The following is a 15,195-nucleotide window of genomic DNA, read 5'->3' as shown; positions in this document are numbered from 1 at the left end:
TCAAGCGTTCGTTCTTTTCGTAGAAGAGCTGAGTTCATCGGCGATGTGCTGCGGCACTGCCACCGGGAATTCCAGCAGTTGCTGGGCGAAGGCCTTGCCCTGCGGGTCGATGCGCAGGCTGGCCACGCCGCCGCCGCCCAGGGCGTGCTCCAGCAGGAAGTTCAGGCTGTGCGTGCCGGGCAGGTACCAGCGGCTGACGCGGCCCAGCTGCGGGTCCAGCACGTGCTGCATCCACTCGGCCACCGCGCCTTCGCTCAGGGCCTCGGCGATCCACGGCAGGTATTCGGGCTGGCGCGCCATCACGCCGATGTTGCTGTGGTCGCCCTTGTCGCCGGAGCGCGCCACCGCCAGCTTCACCAGCGCCACGCTGGCCGTGGCCTGGCCGCTGGCGGCGGGGGCCTGCGCGGCTTCGGCCAGGTTCGCCGGGTCGAAGTGTTCCAGTTGCGGCAGGGCCACGGCGTGGCTGGCCTCGCCAATGTGCACCGCCAGTTGGCAGCGGGCCTTGTCCACCAGGAAGGAGAACAGGCGGATCACCGGGTACACCGTGGGCCGCCCGCCGACGATGCCGGTCAGGCCCGGGGCCATGCCGGTGGCGGCCTGGGCGATCTCGCGGGAGAACAGCGCCAGCGCCTCCTTGCGGGCGTGGCGCACGGCGAGCTTCACGACGATCTCGCGGCTGTCCTGGCGCCGGCCGTGGGGGCCATAGGTGGCCTCGCTGCCCAGCAGCTCGATGCTGGTTTCGCGGTAGGGGCCCCAGCCGCGTTCGGCGAACATCTCCTCGGTCCTGGCGATGATCGCCCGGCTCACCCGCTCGGCCTTCTTCACCGCGTCGATGCCGGCGATCAGGCAACTGGCGGTGCAGCGGAAGCCGTCGGGGTAGGTGGCGCTGACCTTGTACTGGCCGGTGGGCGGCAGGCCGCGGGCGCCGCTGACGGCGACGCGGTCGGGGCCGGCCTGTTGCAGGCGCACCCGGGTGAAGTCGCAGACCACGTCCGGCAGCAGGTAGGCGCGCGGGTCGCCGATCTCGTAGAGCACCTGCTCGCCGACGCTGAGCGGCGTGACCAGGCCGCCCGTGCCCTGCGGCTTGGTGACGACGAAGTCGCCGCTGGCCTGCACTTCGACGATGGGGAAGCCGATGTGCTCGTAGTCCGGCACGCTTTCCCAGTCGGTGAAGTTGCCGCCGGTGCACTGCGCGCCGCATTCGATGATGTGCCCGGCCAGGGCGGCCTGGGCCAGCCTGTCGAAGTCGTTCCAGGCCCAGCCGAACTCGTGCACCAGGGCGGCGCTGACCACCGCGCTGTCCACCACGCGGCCGGTGATCACGATGTCCGCGCCCCGGGCCAGCGCCTCGACTATGCCGGGCGCGCCCAGGTAGGCGTTCATCGACACGCACAGGGGCGGCAGCGGGGTGCCGCTGAACATTTCCACGGTGCCGGCCTTGGCCAGTGCGCCGGCCTGGGGCAGCAGGTTGTCGCCTTCCAGCACGGCGATCTTCAGGTCCACCCCGGCTTTCTCGCAGGCGGCCTGCAACGCCCTGGCACAGGCCTGCGGGTTGACCCCGCCGGCATTGCTGATGACGCGGATGCGCTTGCCGGCGATCTCCCCCAGCAGCGGCGCCAGCACATCGACGAAGTCGGTGGCGTAGCCCGCCTCGGGGTTCTTCAGGCGCGCCCCGGCCATGATCGACAGGGTGATTTCAGCCAGGTAGTCGAACACCAGGTAGTCCAGCTCCGCGCCCTTCACCAACTGGGCGGCGGCGCTGCAGGTGTCGCCCCAGAAAGCCGAGGCGCAGCCGATGCGTACGGTCTTGGTCATTGTTCTGCCCGTAACGGTCGAGAGATGTTCCGACATTACCAAGCAAGCGCTTGGTTGAAAAGAGGGCGTAACCGCCAGACAACCCAACCAAGTGATGGCCAAGCGCTTGCTTGGTTGCCCTCGCAGGCATACATTTCACCTGTATGCACAAGTACTTGCGTGGCGATCATGAAATCGCCCTGAACAGCGGTGGCCGGATGGCGGACGAGGGGAGAGCAGAGCGTGGATGACCAGAAAGCGCGCGAAGTGATGCTGGAGTTGGTGGCGAACGGGCAGGTGACGGACCCGGAGAGCGCCCGCGGCAAGCTGCTGCAGACCGCCGCCCACCTATTCCGCGCCAAGGGCTACGAGCGCACCACGGTGCGCGACCTGGCCGGCGCCGTGGGCATCCAGTCCGGCAGCATCTTCCACCACTTCAAGAGCAAGGACGAGATCCTGCGCTCGGTGATGGAGGAAACCATCCTCTACAACACCGCGCTGATGCGCGCCGCCCTGGCCGACGCCGAGGACCTGCGCGAGCGCCTGCTGGCGCTGATCCGCTGCGAGCTGCAATCGATCATGGGCGGCACCGGCGAGGCCATGGCGGTGCTGGTCTACGAATGGCGCTCGCTGTCGCCGGAGGGCCAGGCCTACATCCTCGGCCTGCGCGACATCTACGAGCAGATGTGGCTGGACGTGCTCGGCGAGGCGCGCGCGGCCGGCTTCTGCGAGGGCGACCCGTTCATCCTGCGGCGTTTCCTCACCGGCGCGCTGTCCTGGACCATGACCTGGTTCCGCCAGGACGGCAGCATGACCCTCGACGACCTGGCCGAGCAGGCCCTGCTGCTGGTCTACAAGGCCGCCTGATCAGCCCAGGCCCAGGTGCAGCGGGTAGCTCAGCAGCAACAGGTGCACGCTGTTGACCACCCCGTGCAGCAGGATGGGCACCAGCATGCGCCCGCTGAAGTGCAGCGCCAGGCCGTAGCCGAGCCCGGCGATGCCGGCCACCACGGCGAACTGGCCGCTGAAGGGCAGGTGCGCCAGGCCGAACAGCAGGCTGGCGAGGAGGATCCCGGCGGGCGCGCCCAGGCGCTCCACCAGCGAGGTCTGCAGCAGGCCGCGGAAGATCAGTTCCTCGGTCAGGGCGATCACCGCGAAATTCACCAGCAGCCAGATCCACAGGCCGTCCGGCCATTTCGGCCGCCACACCACCAGGCCCGAGGCGGTCGCCAGCAGCGGCACGGCGAACAGGGTGGCGACCACGGCGATGCCGGCATAGTCCGGCGAAGCGCCCGCCAGGGGCGGGCGGCGCAGCCACCAGGCCAGCAGGGTGACGCCCACCAGCGCCTTGTCCCAGGACAGGCGCAGCGCGTAGGCCGGTGCATCGGCGGAAAGTTGCCGCGGCGGCCACAGCGTCCACGACTGGGTGCCGGGCAGCAGGTGCGCGGCGAGGGCGAAGCTCGCCAGCAGGCACAGCGGCCACCAGAGCAGCCAGGGCAGGCGCTGTTCGCCATAGAGTGTCCAGGCGACGAAGACCGCGCCTATCAATAGCCCCAGGGGTTGGACGAATCCGAGGGCGAAACCGCCGAGCAGGAGCAACCCTGGCAGCAGCGGGAGTAGCTTCCTGAGCATCGTGTCCTCCATCCACCGGCCGCAGTCTAGGCAATTCGCCCAGCCTGATCCATGCCCGCGGCGGGGAATGGCGGAAATGCCCCGGGCGCGGGGGCTGTCGGCAACGGCTACCGGCGCTCAGCGCTTGTCGTCGCGGGCGTCCTGGGCGTCCATCTCGGCATTGCGCTGGTGGATGCGCTTGAGCTGCTCCTCGGTCAGCGGCAGCTTGCGGGCGCTGTCGCGCAGCAGCAACAGGCCGCCGAGGATGGAGCCCAGGGCGAGGACGATGATCAACCAGGCGTACCAGGGCATGGTGTTCTCCTTGGGGATGCAGGCTTCCACCATAACCCCGCGCGGTCGGCTTGTCAGTGAGCGTGCTTGTTGCCGGCGTATGACGCCGCGGTGAAGGATGCGTGGCGCGCGACCGCTGTCACATGATGGCAATCTGGACCTGATTGACTGGCGTGCATTTCAGCCAGCGGAGTCCGCCGATGACCACCAGCGCCCTGCATGAACTGCTGCGAGCCGTGGAGCCGCTGCAGGCGCAGATGAGCTTAAGCGACGTCGCCGACCGCCTGCTCACCGCCGAGCACCGCGCCTTCCTCTCGCTGCCGGTGGTGGACGCGCAGGGCCGCCCGCTGGGGCTGATCAGCCGCTACACGCTGCAGGACATCTTCATGCAGCGCTTCGGCCGCGACCTCTGGGGCCGCCGCCCGGTCAGCGAGATGATGAACGCCAGCCCGCTGCGGGTGGACATCGAGTGGAGCCTGGAGCAGGCGGCGCAGCAGGTCACCGCCCAGCTCAGGTACCCCATCACCGAGGACTTCATCCTGGTCGACGGCGCGGGCGCCTACCTGGGCCTGGGCACCGTGCTCGACCTGCTCAAGGCCATGGAGGCGCGTATCGCCCAGCGCAACCGCGTGCTGCACAAGGCCCTGGTCGATCTCAGGGAGTCCCAGGCGCAACTGGTGCAGTCGGAGAAGATGGCCTCCCTGGGCCAGATGGTCGCCGGTGTCGCCCACGAGCTGAACACCCCGCTGGGCTACGTGCGCAACAACCTCGAGCTGATCCGCGAGCAACTCCTGCCGCTGCTGCAACTGGCCGAGAGCCAGGCCGAACTGGTGGACTGCCTGGGCGATGCGGCCTGCGACGAGGCGCGTCTGGCCCGGGCCCTGCAGGCCGCCGGGCGGGTGCGCGGGGAAGCCGCCCTGGAGCAATTGCTGGGGACCTCGACCAGTTGTTCGGCGACACCACCTACGGCCTGGCGCAGATCGGCGAGCTGGTCGGCGGGCTCAAGGACTTCGCCCGCCTGGACCGCGCCATGAGCGAGGAGGTGGACCTCAACGAGTGCGTGAAGAGCGCGCTGCTGATCGCCCGCAACAGCATCAAGGACAAGGCCGAGATCATCCGCCAGCTCGGCGAGCTGCCGCGCATCGCCTGCGCGCCCTCGCAGATCAACCAGGTGCTGCTCAACCTGTTCACCAACGCCGCCCAGGCCATGGACGGCTACGGCCACATCCATGTCAGGACCTGGGCCGACGAGGCGGCGGTGTACGTCTCGGTGCAGGACAACGGCAAGGGCATGCCCGCCGAGGTGATGGCGCGCATCTTCGACCCCTTCTTCACCACCAAGCCGCCGGGCCAGGGCACCGGCCTGGGCCTGTCGATCAGCTACAAGATCGTCCAGGACCACGGCGGCAGCATCCGCGTCGCCTCCGAGCCGGGGCGCGGCACACGATTCCTCATCCGCCTGCCACGCGCGCAGGCCAGCGACCTGAAACGGAGTGCCTGACATGACCCAGCCGCTCAAGGCCCTGCCGCAGTCCGGCCAGGCCCGGCCCACCGGCCTGACCCGCATCCTCTTCGTCGACGACGAGGAACGTATCCTGCGCAGCCTGGCCATGCAGTTCCGCCGGCACTACGAGGTGCTCACCGAGAGCGACCCGCGGCGCGCCCTGGAACGCCTGCGCAGCGAGCCGGTGCAGATCCTCGTCAGCGACCAGCGCATGCCGCAGATGAGCGGCGCCGAGCTGCTGGCCCGGGCCCGCGAGATCGCCCCGGACTGCCTGCGCATCCTGCTCACCGGCTACTCCGACCTGGACGCGGCGGTGGAGGCGCTGAACGACGGCGGCATCTTCCGCTACCTGACCAAGCCCTGGGACCCGCAGGAAATGGCCTTCACCCTGCGCCAGGCGGCGGAGATCGCCGGGCGCCAGGCGGGCGCCGCGCCCGACCTGCAGGCCATCAGCCGGCTGGCCGCGCCGCTCAACGTGCTGCTGCTGGACGACGACGCCGACGCCCTGGCCTGCGTCGGCGACTTCTGCGCCGCCGGCAACCACCAGCTGCACCGCGCGCGCAACCTGGCCGAGGCGCTGCTGCGGCTCAACGCCGAGCCCATCGACATCCTGGTCAGCGACCTGAAGCTCGCCGGCGAGGACACCGCGCCGCTGCTCAAGTCCCTGGCTCAGGCCCACCCGCGCCTGCTCAGCCTGGTGGTCACGCCGTTCCGCGACACCCAGGACCTGCTGGCGCTGATCAACCAGGCGCAGATCTTCCGCTACCTGCCCAAGCCGATCCGCCGCGGCCTGTTCGAGAAGGGCCTGAAGGCCGCCGCCGAGCAGGCCCAGCTGTGGCGCAGCCAACCGCAACTGGCGGTGCCGCGCCAGGCCGAGGCGCCGCGCGAGGAACGCGAGCGGGAGAAGGTCGGCAGCCTGCTGGGCATGCTCGGCCGCCTGCGCGAGCGCCTGAGCGTGTGAGGCGGGCAGCGCGTCGCCGGAGGCTGCCGGCGGCGGCGCTTTCTGCGACAATGCGCGGCGTTTTTCAGATTCCCCCGCGAGAGAGCCCATGTCCGTCTGCCAGACCCCGATCATCGTCGCCCTGGATTTCCCCACCCGTGAGGCCGCCCTGGCGCTGGCCGACCAGCTCGACCCGAAACTGTGCCGGGTGAAGGTGGGCAAGGAACTCTTCACCAGCTGCGCCGCGGGCATCGTCGAGACCTTGAACGGCCGCGGCTTCGAGGTGTTCCTCGACCTCAAGTTCCACGACATCCCCAACACCACCGCGATGGCCGTGCGCGCCGCCGCCGAGATGGGCGTGTGGATGGTCAACGTGCACTGCTCCGGCGGCCTGCGCATGATGGCGGCCTGCCGCGAGACCCTCGACGCCTTCAACGGCCCGAAGCCGCTGCTGATCGGCGTGACCGTGCTGACCAGCATGGAGCGCGAGGACCTGGCCGGCATCGGCCTGGACGTCGAGCCCCAGGAGCAGGTCCTGCGCCTGGCCGCCCTGGCCGAGAAGGCCGGCCTGGACGGCCTGGTCTGCTCGGCCCAGGAAGCCCCGGCGCTGAAGGCCGCGCACCCGGCCCTGCAACTGGTCACCCCGGGCATCCGCCCGGCCGGCAGCGCCCAGGACGACCAGCGCCGCATCCTCACCCCGCGCCAGGCCCTGGACGCCGGCGCCGACTACCTGGTGATCGGCCGCCCGATCAGCCAGGCCGCCGACCCGGCCGCGGCCCTGGCCTCGATAGTCGCCTCCCTGGCCTGAACGGCAGGGGCATGAAAAAGGCGGAGCAGGCCAAACCTGCTCCGCCTTTTTCATTCGTAGGGCGGATAACGCCCAAGGCGTTATCCGCCGATGTCCTCGGGCACCAGCGTTCCGGCCAACGGCGGATAACCGCGAACGGTTATTCGCCCTACGCAACGCTCCGGCAGGCTGCATGGAGTGTTCTTCGTAGGAGCGAGCTTGCTCGCGAAAGGTGTTCCGACCGGATGTGGTGCCGTGTGGTTCGCGAGCAAGCTCGCTCCTACAAGCCCCCGCCTAACGCGCCAGCACCTCCCGCGGCCGCTCCACCCAGCGCTCGCGCAGCGCGTCGTACACCCAGTTGAAGGCGATGGTGTAGGGCAGGAAGAACAGGATCAGGCCGATATCCAGGACGAACGCCTCCACCAGGCCGATGCCCAGCCACCAGGCCGCCAGCGGCACCAGCATGAAGATCAGGCCCAGCTCGAACAGCGAGGCGTGCAGCACGCGCACCGGCAGCGTGCGGGCGAACTGCAGGCGCCGCTGGGCGCGGTCGAACAGGGCGTTGTAGACCATGTTCCACAGTGTGGCGATCAACGAGAACATCAGCGTCAGGGCGCCCATGTGGCCCAGCGGCTGGTCCATCAGCCAGGCCAGGGTCGGGGCGCAGATGGCCAGGGCGATGAATTCGAAGAGCAGGGCGTGGAACAGCCTTTCCTTCAGCGTCTTTTGCATGCTCATGGGTGTTTCTCCAGGGTGAAAACGGGCCTCTCGGGGCCGAGTTGCAGCTATTCTCATCGGTTGAAGGGTCGTTTCGAAGTTGGCTAGCATCGGGAAAACCGATGGACGAGGCGCCATGCAATACTCACCCGAATCCCTCCAGGCCTTTGCCGAGGCCGCCTGCCTGGGCTCCTTCAGCGCCGCCGCGCGCAAGCTGGGCAAGAGCCAGTCCACCGTCAGCGAGGCCATCGCGCGGCTGGAGATCGACCTGGGCCTGGAGCTGTTCGACCGCAGCGCGCGCCAGCCGAAGCTGACCGAGGCCGGCAAGGCCCTGCTCGGGCGCGTGGAGGAGGTGCTGATGGCCAACGACCGCCTCGGCCAGCTGGCCGGGCAGCTCTCGGCGGGGATGGAGCCGCGGCTGACCCTGGCGATGTCCGACACCTACCAGTCCGAACCCTTCGAGAAGCGCCTGGCGGAAATCGACCGGCACTTCCCCGACCTCGAGTTCGAATGGCTGATCGCCGAGCACGGCGACGTCATCGACCTGGTCGGCCAGGGCCGCGCGTCCCTCGGCCTGCTCGCCGCGCAGCCGAACTACCCGCCGGACATCGGCTCGGCCACCCTGGGCGAATGCGCCGAGTTCGGCCTGTTCGTCAGCCGCGAGCACCCCCTGGCGCAACTGGAGAAGGTGGAACGCAGCGACCTGCTGGCCCACCGCAACCTGCGCCTGAACACCTTCATCGACGACGCCGAGCCACCCCTGGGCGGGCGCTGCTGGTCGGCGCCGACCTACCTGTTGCTGCTGGACATGGCGGTGCTCGGCTTCGGCTGGGTGGAGCTGCCCACCTGGATGAACCAGCGCTTCGCCAACGGCCGCCTGCACCCGCTGCAGGTGCCCGGCTGGCCGCGCAGCGTGGCGGTCGACGTGGTCTGGTCGCGGCAGCGCAGCCTGGGCCCGGCGGCGCGCTGGCTGGTGGAACGCCTGCTGGCCAGTTGAGCCGGCCCCGTCACAGTTTGTGGCGAAGTGACCTGTTCGCTGTGGCGGTGGGCCAGTAGGATCGGATTCTTTCGATGGCACGGCACGAGGTGAGGATGCGCGGCAAGCTGGAGCAATGCCTGGAAGCGGTGGACCGGATCCTGCTGGGCAAGCAAGTCCAGGTGCGCCTGGCCATGACCTGCCTGCTGGCCCGCGGGCACCTGCTGATCGAAGACCTCCCGGGGATGGGCAAGACCACCCTCAGCCACGCCCTGGCGCGGGTGCTGGGGCTGAGCTTCCAGCGCATCCAGTTCACCTCCGACCTGCTGCCCGGCGACGTGCTCGGCACCTCGGTGTTCGACAAGGAGACCGGGCAGTTCGTCTTCCACCCCGGGCCGATCTTCGCCGAGCTGGTGCTGGCCGACGAGATCAACCGCGCCACGCCCAAGGCGCAGAGCGCATTGCTGGAGGCCATGGAGGAGGGCCAGGTGACCATCGAGGGCGCCACCCGGCCGCTGCCCGAGCCCTTCTTCGTCATCGCCACGCAGAACCCGGTGACCCAGGGCGGCACCTTCGCCCTGCCGGAATCCCAGCTCGACCGCTTCCTCATGCGCCTGTCCCTGGGCTACCCCGGGCGCGCCGCGGAGAAGGCCCTGCTGCTGGGCGAGGCGCGCCGCGACCTGCTGCCGCGCCTGGAGCCGATCCTCACCCCCGCCGAGCTGGCGGCGCTGCAGGCCGAGGTGCCCAAGGTCCACGTCAGCGACGCCCTGGTCGACTACGTGCTGCGCCTGGCCGAGGCCACCCGCAGCCAGCCGGCCTTCGCCCTCGGCCTGTCGCCGCGCGGCAGCCTGGCGCTGCTGGCCGCGGCGCGGGCCTGGGCGCTGCTCGCCGGGCGCGACTACGCCATCCCCGAGGACGTCCAGGCGGTGCTGCCTTCGGTGGCCGGGCACCGCCTGCGCGACCAGGCCGACCCCTCCGGCCACGGCGGCGGCGCCCTGGTGCAGTGGCTGCAGCGCGAAGTCCCGGCGCTGTGAGCGGGGCCCGGCCATGCTGGTGAAGGTCCGCCCGCTGTGGCAGAGCTGGATCGCCCGGCGCATCCCGCCCTCGCCGTCGCTGCAGCTTAACCAGCGGCGCATCTTCATCATCCCCTCGGGGCAGGGCGTGGCCTTCGGCGTCGCCGTGGTCCTGCTGCTGCTCACCGCCATCAACTACCAGAACAGCCTGGCCTACGGCCTGACCTTCCTGCTGCTGTCGCTGTTCATCGTCGCCATCCTGCATACCTACCGTAACCTCGGCGGCCTGCGCCTGACCGCGCTGGGCGCGCTGCCGGTGTTCGTCGGCGAGCAGGTCTGCTTCCGCGTGCGCCTGGAAGGCGAGGGCCGCGAACGGCGGGCCATCGGCCTGGGCTGGTCGGAGCAGGAGCTGCTGCACGCCGACGTGCGCGCCAGCGGCGCCGAGGAACTGCTGCTGACGCTGCCAGCGCAGCGCCGCGGCTGGCTGCGCCCGGGCCGCCTGCGGGTGGAGAGCCGCTTCCCCCTGGGCCTGCTGGTGGCCTGGAGCTGGCTCGACCTGGACCAGGCCGCCCTGGTCTACCCGCGCCCGCTGCCCGCCGACCTGCCCCTGGAGGGCGGCCGCGCCGACGAGCACGACGAGGGCCTGCGCGCCAGCGGCAGCGGTGCCGACGACTTCCAGGGCCTGCGCCCCTACCAGAGCGGCGACTCGCGCCGGCGCCTGCACTGGAAGGCCTACTCCCGCGGCCAGGGCCTGCTGGTGAAGGACTTCGCCGCGCTCAGCGGGCGCGACCTCTGGCTGGACTTCGAGCTGCTCGGCGGCGACGTCGAGACGCGGCTGTCCTGCCTCTGCCACTGGGTGCTGCAGCTGTCCCTGCGTGGCCAGAGCTTCGGCCTGCGCCTGCCCGGCGTGCAGTTGCCGCTGGCGAGTGGCGACGCCCACCGCGCCGCCTGCCTGCGCGAACTGGCGCTGTTCGGGGCGCGGCCGTGAGCCAGCAGCCGATCCCGCGGATCGCCCTGACCTGGCTGCTGGTGGCCCAGGCCCTGGTGATACTGCCGCACCTGGCGCACCTGCCGTTCTGGGTGGTGGGCTTCTGGCTCGGCTGCGCGGCCTGGCGCGTGCAGGTCTACCGCATGCGCGCGCGCTACCCCAACGGCCTGGCCAAGCTGGCCCTGGTGGTCGCCGCCGGCATCGGCGTGTGGCTGTCGCGCGGCTCGCTGATCGGCCTGGACGCCGGCGTGGTGCTGCTGATCGCCGCCTTCGTCATCAAGCTGGTGGAACTGAAGACGCGCCGCGACGCCCTGGTGCTGATCCTGCTCGGCTTCTTCGCCGTGGCCACCAGCTACCTGTTCGACGCCAGCCTGCTGGCCGCGGCCTTCAGCCTGCTGCCGGTCACCGCCCTGCTGGCGGCGCTGATCGGCCTGCAGCAGAGCAGCTTCGCCGAGGGCCCCTGGCGCACCCTGCGCCTGGCCGGCGGCCTGCTGCTGCAGGCGCTGCCTCTGATGCTGCTGCTGTTCCTGCTGTTCCCGCGGCTGGGCCCGCTGTGGTCGCTGCCACTGCCCGGCGGCCAGGCCACCACCGGCCTCAGCGACTCGATGATGCCCGGCGACTTCGTCGAGCTGAGCCAGTCCACCGAACTGGCCTTCCGTGTCAAATTCGACGGCGCCGCGCCACCCCAGGAACAGCTCTACTGGCGCGCCCTGACCCTGGAGAACTTCGACGGCCAGCGCTGGACGCAGTCCTGGCAGGGCCGTGGCGGACCGGCGCCGGACTGGCGCAAGCGGGGGCCGGTGCTGGGCTACCAGGTGATCATGCAGCCCAGCGCGCGGCCCTGGCTGTTCACCCTCGACGTGGCCGAGGGCGGCCCGGACGATGCGCGCCTGATGAGCGACTTCCGCCTGGAGCGGCGGCGCCCGGTGCAGGACGTGCTGATGTACCGCGCCACCTCCTGGCCCCAGGCCCTGCGCGAGCCGGACAGCAGCGCCACGACGTTGCGCCGCGACCTGCAGCTGCCGGCCCGTGGCAACCCGCGTACGCGGGCCTGGGCGGCGCAGTTGCGCGAGCATCACCCGCAACCCGAGGCGCTGGTGCAGGCGGTGTTGCGCCACTTCCACGACCAGCCCTACGCCTACACCCTGCGCCCGCCGGCCACCGGCGACGAGCGCATCGACGGCTTCCTGTTCGACACCCGGCGCGGCTTCTGCGAGCACTACGCCGGGGCCATGACCTTCGTCCTGCGCGCGGCCGGCATCCCGGCGCGGGTGGTCACCGGCTACCAGGGCGGCGAGCTGAACCCGGCCGGCGACTACCTGCTGGTGCACCAGTTCGACGCCCACGCCTGGGTCGAGTACTGGTCGCCGGGCGCGGGCTGGCGCAGCGTCGACCCGACCTTCCAGGTGGCCCCCTCGCGCATCGAGCGCGGCCTGCAGGCGGCGCTGGCGGAGGAGGGCAGCTTCCTCGCCGATTCGCCCTTCGCGCGCCTGCGCTACGGTGGCCTGGGCATGCTCAGCCAGCTGCGCCTGAGCTGGGACAACCTCAACTACGACTGGCAGCGCTGGGTGCTGGGCTACCAGGGCGAGCAGCAGGCGGGGCTGTTCCAGGCCTGGTTCGGCGACCGCGACAGCCTGTGGGTCGGCGTGCTGCTGGTGGGCGGTGGCGCCCTGTCGCTGGGCCTGCTGGCGCTGCTGCTGTTCAAGCCCTGGCGGCGGACGCGGGATGCGCAGGTGCGCAGCTTCGAACGCTTCGAGCAACTGCTGGCCGGCCAGGGCCTGCGGCGCCACGCCGGCGAAGGGCCGCGAGCCTTCGCCGAGCGGGCGATGGCCGCGCTGCCGGCCCAGGCCGCGGGCATCCAGGCCTACCTGGCGGCGTTCGAGCGCCAACGCTACGCCGGCGCCGGCTCCGCCCCGCAGGAGTTGCGCGCGCACCTGGCGCGGCTGCGCCGGCAACTGCCCTGGCGGCTGCCCCGGCGTGGCCGCTGAAACGCCTTGCGACCATCGGCCACGGGTGGCAGCTTGCCGCCGTTGCGCTGCCAGCTAACCTCATAGATTCCAGGCCCAGACGGACGGAGTTCGCCGTGTCATCCTTCAGCGACTATCTGGTTTCCCACGTGATCGAGCAGGAAGTGGCCCTGTTCGCCGCCTCCGAACGCCTGCGCGCGCGCTCCGACAGCGAGGCCCTGCACGACCTGCGCATCGCCGTGCGGCGCCTGCGCAGCCTGTTGCACCCGGCCCAGGGCATGCCCGGCATCGACGAGATCGAGGCGGCGCTGGGCGAGCTGGGCCGCCTGAGCGGGCCGCTGCGCGACCTCGAGGTGCTGCTGCCGGTGCTGGAGGCCGAAGGCCTGGAGAAGGCCGCCGCGCTGCGCCGGCCGGCACTGACCTCGGGCTACGTGGCGCTGCTGGCCAGCCCGCAGTGGGACCGGCTGATGCGCCTGCTCGACGGCTGGCCGATGCTCTGGCGCACCGCCGAACGCCACGGCGTGCTCGAAGGCCTGCATGCCCAGGTGCGCAAGCGCCTGGCCAAGCAGTGGCACAAGCTGCGCATCGCCCTGAAGGACCCGGCCCACGACCGCCATCGCCTGCGCCTGCTGATCAAGCGCATGCGCTATTCCCTGGAGGCCTACCCGAAGGATTCGCCCTTGCCGCAGAAGCTGCTGGTGCCGTTGAAGGAAGCCCAGTCCACCCTGGGCACCTGGCACGACTACGAGCAGTGGCTGATCCGCAGCGAGCGCGAACTCGACCTGATGCCCCTGCAGCCGCACTGGAACGCCCTGCACGACCTGGCCGAACGGGATGCCGACGAGAGCCTGGAGCGGTTGCTCAAGGCATTGGGGTGAGCGCCATCCGCCGTTTTCAGCGACGGATAATACGGTTCAGGGAAGCACGATCGTAGGAGCGGACTCCGTCCGCGATTGGTTCATCAACCACGCCGGACGCCCCGGTGGCACGGCCGACGGCGTATAACCGCGAACGGTTATGCGCCCTACGCCAGGCCTGACTTTGGCGTAGGGCGGATAACGCCTACGGCGTTATCCGCCGTTTGACCATGGCATCCGGCCGCGCCGGGTTCAGCCTTGGCGCGGCTCGTGGCGTGGGTGCATCGGTGGATAACCGCGAACGGTTATGCCTCACTCCCATCTATGAACAGACATTCGCCCCTTGAGTGGACCCGCGTTCATCCCTAAGGATGGTTGCCAGCCCCGCCGCCTTTCCCCCTAAGATGCCGCCTGAACCAGTCAGCAGGAGGCGACGATGACCTTTCCCGAACTCATCCAGGCGGTGCGCAATGCGCCCGGAAACGTAGTGATCCCGGCGCAGTGGGGGCAGGGGCGCGCCAGTTTCGGCGGCCTGGTGGCGGCCATGGCCTACGAGGCGATGGCGGCCGTCGCCGAAGCCGGGCGGCCGTTGCGCTCGCTGGCGGTGACCTTCGTCGGCCCGGTGGAGCCGGAGGTGCCGGTGAGTTTCGAGGCCGAGGTGCTGCGCGAGGGCAAGGCGGTCAGCCAGGTGTTCTGCCGGGCGCTGCAGAACGGCCAGGTGCTGACCCTGGCCCAGGCCAGCTTCGGCCTGCCGCGCGAGTCGGTGGTACAGGTCGAGGGCCTGCCGGCGCCGGCTTTCAAGGCGGCCGACGCGTGCCAGGAACTGCCTTTCATCCGCAAGCTGATGCCCGAGTTCACCCGGCATATCGCCATGCGCTGGGCCGTGGGCGGCATGCCCTTTTCGTCGAGCGCTTCACGGGATATGGGCGGCTGGATGCGTTTCCGCGGTGACGGGGTGGGCGAGGAGCCCATGGAGGTCAGCCACCTGCTGGCGCTGATCGACGCCTGGCCGCCGGCCACCCTGCCGATGCTCAAGGCGCCGGCGCCGTCCAGCTCGCTGACCTGGACCATCGAGTTCGTCCAGCCGCAGCCGGCCCTGCCGGCCAATGGCTGGTGCCAGTACCTGGCGACCATCGAGCACGCCCGTGACGGCTACGGGCACATCGCCGCCCAGTGCTGGACGGCGGACGGCCAGCTGCTGGCGATCTCGCGGCAGACCGCGACCATCTTCGGCTAGGGCTCAGCGCCGGCGGTTGCGCCAGGCGCGCCACCAGGCGCCGCTGAGGACGAAGCGCGGGAAGGTATGAACTGCTCGGCGAGCAGGCGGCCCACGGCGTCCTTGCGGTCGCTGAAGGGCTCGGGGGCCTGTTCCTCCAGCTTGTGCCCGCGGCCCTGGATGGCCAGCGCCGCGACCATGCCGATGATGCCCAGCAGGATGCTGCCCAGGCTCAGCTTGAACAACCCGCCCAGCAGCACCAGGGCGGCAACGATGAACAGCGGTACCGCGACCAGGTGCAGGGCCAGGTTGGTCGGGTTGCGGTGGTTGGCGGCGTAGCCCTGCCATTGCCAGGCGAACAGGTTGGGATGACGCTTGCCCATATGCGGACTCCTTTTCCGGTCTTGCCCGTTTTCACGGGCCTTTGCACGCAGTCTAGGTCCGCAGCGGGTGGGCGGCGAATGACTATCGCCTATGGTTTCGATAGCCTGAAACGACGCGGCCCGGGCAATGCCGGGCCGCGTGGGGATGGGG

General features: G+C 70.4%; 13 protein-coding genes and 2 pseudogenes. 10 read left to right on the top strand and 5 right to left on the bottom strand.

Annotated elements, in window-relative coordinates; all coding sequences use genetic code 11:
• Nucleotides 1–1,815, bottom strand: a complete 1,815-nt coding sequence (locus tag PKO50_RS21200; protein ID WP_275627152.1) for an acyclic terpene utilization AtuA family protein — start codon at nt 1,813–1,815, stop codon at nt 1–3.
• A gap of 222 nt (nt 1,816–2,037) precedes the next feature.
• On the opposite strand from PKO50_RS21200, the gene PKO50_RS21195 reads away from it, so the two are divergent.
• A complete protein-coding gene (locus tag PKO50_RS21195; RefSeq protein ID WP_208604351.1) occupies nt 2,038–2,661 on the top strand; it encodes a TetR/AcrR family transcriptional regulator in 624 nt (207 codons plus the stop codon).
• Here PKO50_RS21195 and PKO50_RS21190 read toward each other — a convergent pair whose 3' ends face one another.
• Both PKO50_RS21190 and PKO50_RS21185 read right to left on the bottom strand, forming a co-directional pair.
• The gene (locus PKO50_RS21190; protein ID WP_089391724.1) at nt 2,662–3,426 is read right to left on the bottom strand and encodes a CPBP family intramembrane glutamic endopeptidase; all 765 of its coding nucleotides are present in this window, start codon (nt 3,424–3,426) and stop codon (nt 2,662–2,664) included.
• A 117-nt stretch (nt 3,427–3,543) separates the two neighbouring features.
• Nucleotides 3,544–3,717, bottom strand: coding sequence for a DUF2897 family protein (locus tag PKO50_RS21185; RefSeq protein WP_074979780.1), 174 nt, complete (start codon nt 3,715–3,717; stop codon nt 3,544–3,546).
• Between the two features lie 179 nt (nt 3,718–3,896).
• On the opposite strand from PKO50_RS21185, the pseudogene PKO50_RS21180 reads away from it, so the two are divergent.
• The 3 genes and pseudogenes from PKO50_RS21180 (at nt 3,897) to pyrF (ending at nt 6,948) form a co-directional block, all read left to right on the top strand.
• A pseudogene (locus PKO50_RS21180) lies at nt 3,897–5,197 on the top strand (ATP-binding protein).
• 1 nt (nt 5,198) lies between these two features.
• Nucleotides 5,199–6,161: a response regulator gene (locus PKO50_RS21175; protein ID WP_109933168.1), complete on the top strand. Its 963-nt coding sequence runs from the start codon at nt 5,199–5,201 to the stop codon at nt 6,159–6,161.
• Nucleotides 6,162–6,249: 88 nt separating this feature from the next.
• Complete coding sequence (gene pyrF / locus PKO50_RS21170; RefSeq protein ID WP_109933167.1) at nt 6,250–6,948, top strand: orotidine-5'-phosphate decarboxylase; 699 nt, start codon at nt 6,250–6,252, stop codon at nt 6,946–6,948.
• Nucleotides 6,949–7,221: 273 nt separating this feature from the next.
• On the opposite strand, the gene PKO50_RS21165 is transcribed toward pyrF, so the two are convergent.
• Nucleotides 7,222–7,665 (bottom strand): multidrug/biocide efflux PACE transporter, encoded by a 444-nt coding sequence (locus PKO50_RS21165; RefSeq protein WP_109933166.1) that lies wholly within the window; start codon nt 7,663–7,665, stop codon nt 7,222–7,224.
• A 115-nt stretch (nt 7,666–7,780) separates the two neighbouring features.
• Here PKO50_RS21165 and PKO50_RS21160 point away from each other — a divergent pair, with 115 nt between their 5' ends.
• The 6 genes from PKO50_RS21160 (at nt 7,781) to PKO50_RS21135 (ending at nt 14,682) form a co-directional block, all read left to right on the top strand.
• Nucleotides 7,781–8,641, top strand: coding sequence for a LysR family transcriptional regulator (locus PKO50_RS21160; protein ID WP_089391721.1), 861 nt, complete (start codon nt 7,781–7,783; stop codon nt 8,639–8,641).
• 95 nt (nt 8,642–8,736) lie between these two features.
• Nucleotides 8,737–9,654 (top strand): AAA family ATPase, encoded by a 918-nt coding sequence (locus tag PKO50_RS21155; RefSeq protein ID WP_089391720.1) that lies wholly within the window; start codon nt 8,737–8,739, stop codon nt 9,652–9,654.
• Between the two features lie 13 nt (nt 9,655–9,667).
• The gene (locus PKO50_RS21150; protein ID WP_275627151.1) at nt 9,668–10,621 is read left to right on the top strand and encodes a DUF58 domain-containing protein; all 954 of its coding nucleotides are present in this window, start codon (nt 9,668–9,670) and stop codon (nt 10,619–10,621) included.
• On the top strand, nt 10,618–12,609 hold the full coding sequence (locus tag PKO50_RS21145) for a DUF3488 and transglutaminase-like domain-containing protein (RefSeq protein WP_275627150.1): 1,992 nt from the start codon (nt 10,618–10,620) through the stop codon (nt 12,607–12,609). The genes PKO50_RS21150 and PKO50_RS21145 overlap by 4 nt, the downstream gene beginning before the upstream one ends.
• A gap of 95 nt (nt 12,610–12,704) precedes the next feature.
• Nucleotides 12,705–13,466 carry a CHAD domain-containing protein gene (locus PKO50_RS21140; RefSeq protein WP_109933163.1) on the top strand — a complete coding sequence of 254 codons (762 nt, stop codon included), beginning with the start codon at nt 12,705–12,707 and terminating at the stop codon, nt 13,464–13,466.
• 415 nt (nt 13,467–13,881) lie between these two features.
• Nucleotides 13,882–14,682, top strand: a complete 801-nt coding sequence (locus PKO50_RS21135) for an acyl-CoA thioesterase domain-containing protein (protein WP_109933162.1) — start codon at nt 13,882–13,884, stop codon at nt 14,680–14,682.
• Nucleotides 14,683–14,685: 3 nt separating this feature from the next.
• Here PKO50_RS21135 and PKO50_RS21130 read toward each other — a convergent pair.
• Nucleotides 14,686–15,044: pseudogene (locus PKO50_RS21130) on the bottom strand (Mpo1-like protein).
• Nucleotides 15,045–15,195 lie beyond the last annotated feature (151 nt).

It is taken from the genome of Pseudomonas sp. 273 (genome assembly GCF_029201425.1).
In the GTDB taxonomy this organism is placed as follows: Bacteria; Pseudomonadota; Gammaproteobacteria; order Pseudomonadales; family Pseudomonadaceae; genus Pseudomonas; species Pseudomonas delhiensis.
The sequence above is the reverse complement of the archived record's forward strand: the minus strand, read 5'-3'. Positions and strand labels throughout refer to the sequence as shown.

Coding starts and splice junctions, on each gene's coding strand:
- PKO50_RS21200 (WP_275627152.1), bottom strand. CDS start 1,815: ATGACCAAGACCGTACGCATCGGCTGCGCCTCGGCTTTCTGGGGCGAC.
- PKO50_RS21190 (WP_089391724.1), bottom strand. CDS start 3,426: ATGCTCAGGAAGCTACTCCCGCTGCTGCCAGGGTTGCTCCTGCTCGGC.
- PKO50_RS21185 (WP_074979780.1), bottom strand. CDS start 3,717: ATGCCCTGGTACGCCTGGTTGATCATCGTCCTCGCCCTGGGCTCCATC.
- PKO50_RS21175 (WP_109933168.1), top strand. CDS start 5,199: ATGACCCAGCCGCTCAAGGCCCTGCCGCAGTCCGGCCAGGCCCGGCCC.
- pyrF (WP_109933167.1), top strand. CDS start 6,250: ATGTCCGTCTGCCAGACCCCGATCATCGTCGCCCTGGATTTCCCCACC.
- PKO50_RS21165 (WP_109933166.1), bottom strand. CDS start 7,665: ATGAGCATGCAAAAGACGCTGAAGGAAAGGCTGTTCCACGCCCTGCTC.
- PKO50_RS21160 (WP_089391721.1), top strand. CDS start 7,781: ATGCAATACTCACCCGAATCCCTCCAGGCCTTTGCCGAGGCCGCCTGC.
- PKO50_RS21155 (WP_089391720.1), top strand. CDS start 8,737: ATGCGCGGCAAGCTGGAGCAATGCCTGGAAGCGGTGGACCGGATCCTG.
- PKO50_RS21150 (WP_275627151.1), top strand. CDS start 9,668: ATGCTGGTGAAGGTCCGCCCGCTGTGGCAGAGCTGGATCGCCCGGCGC.
- PKO50_RS21135 (WP_109933162.1), top strand. CDS start 13,882: ATGACCTTTCCCGAACTCATCCAGGCGGTGCGCAATGCGCCCGGAAAC.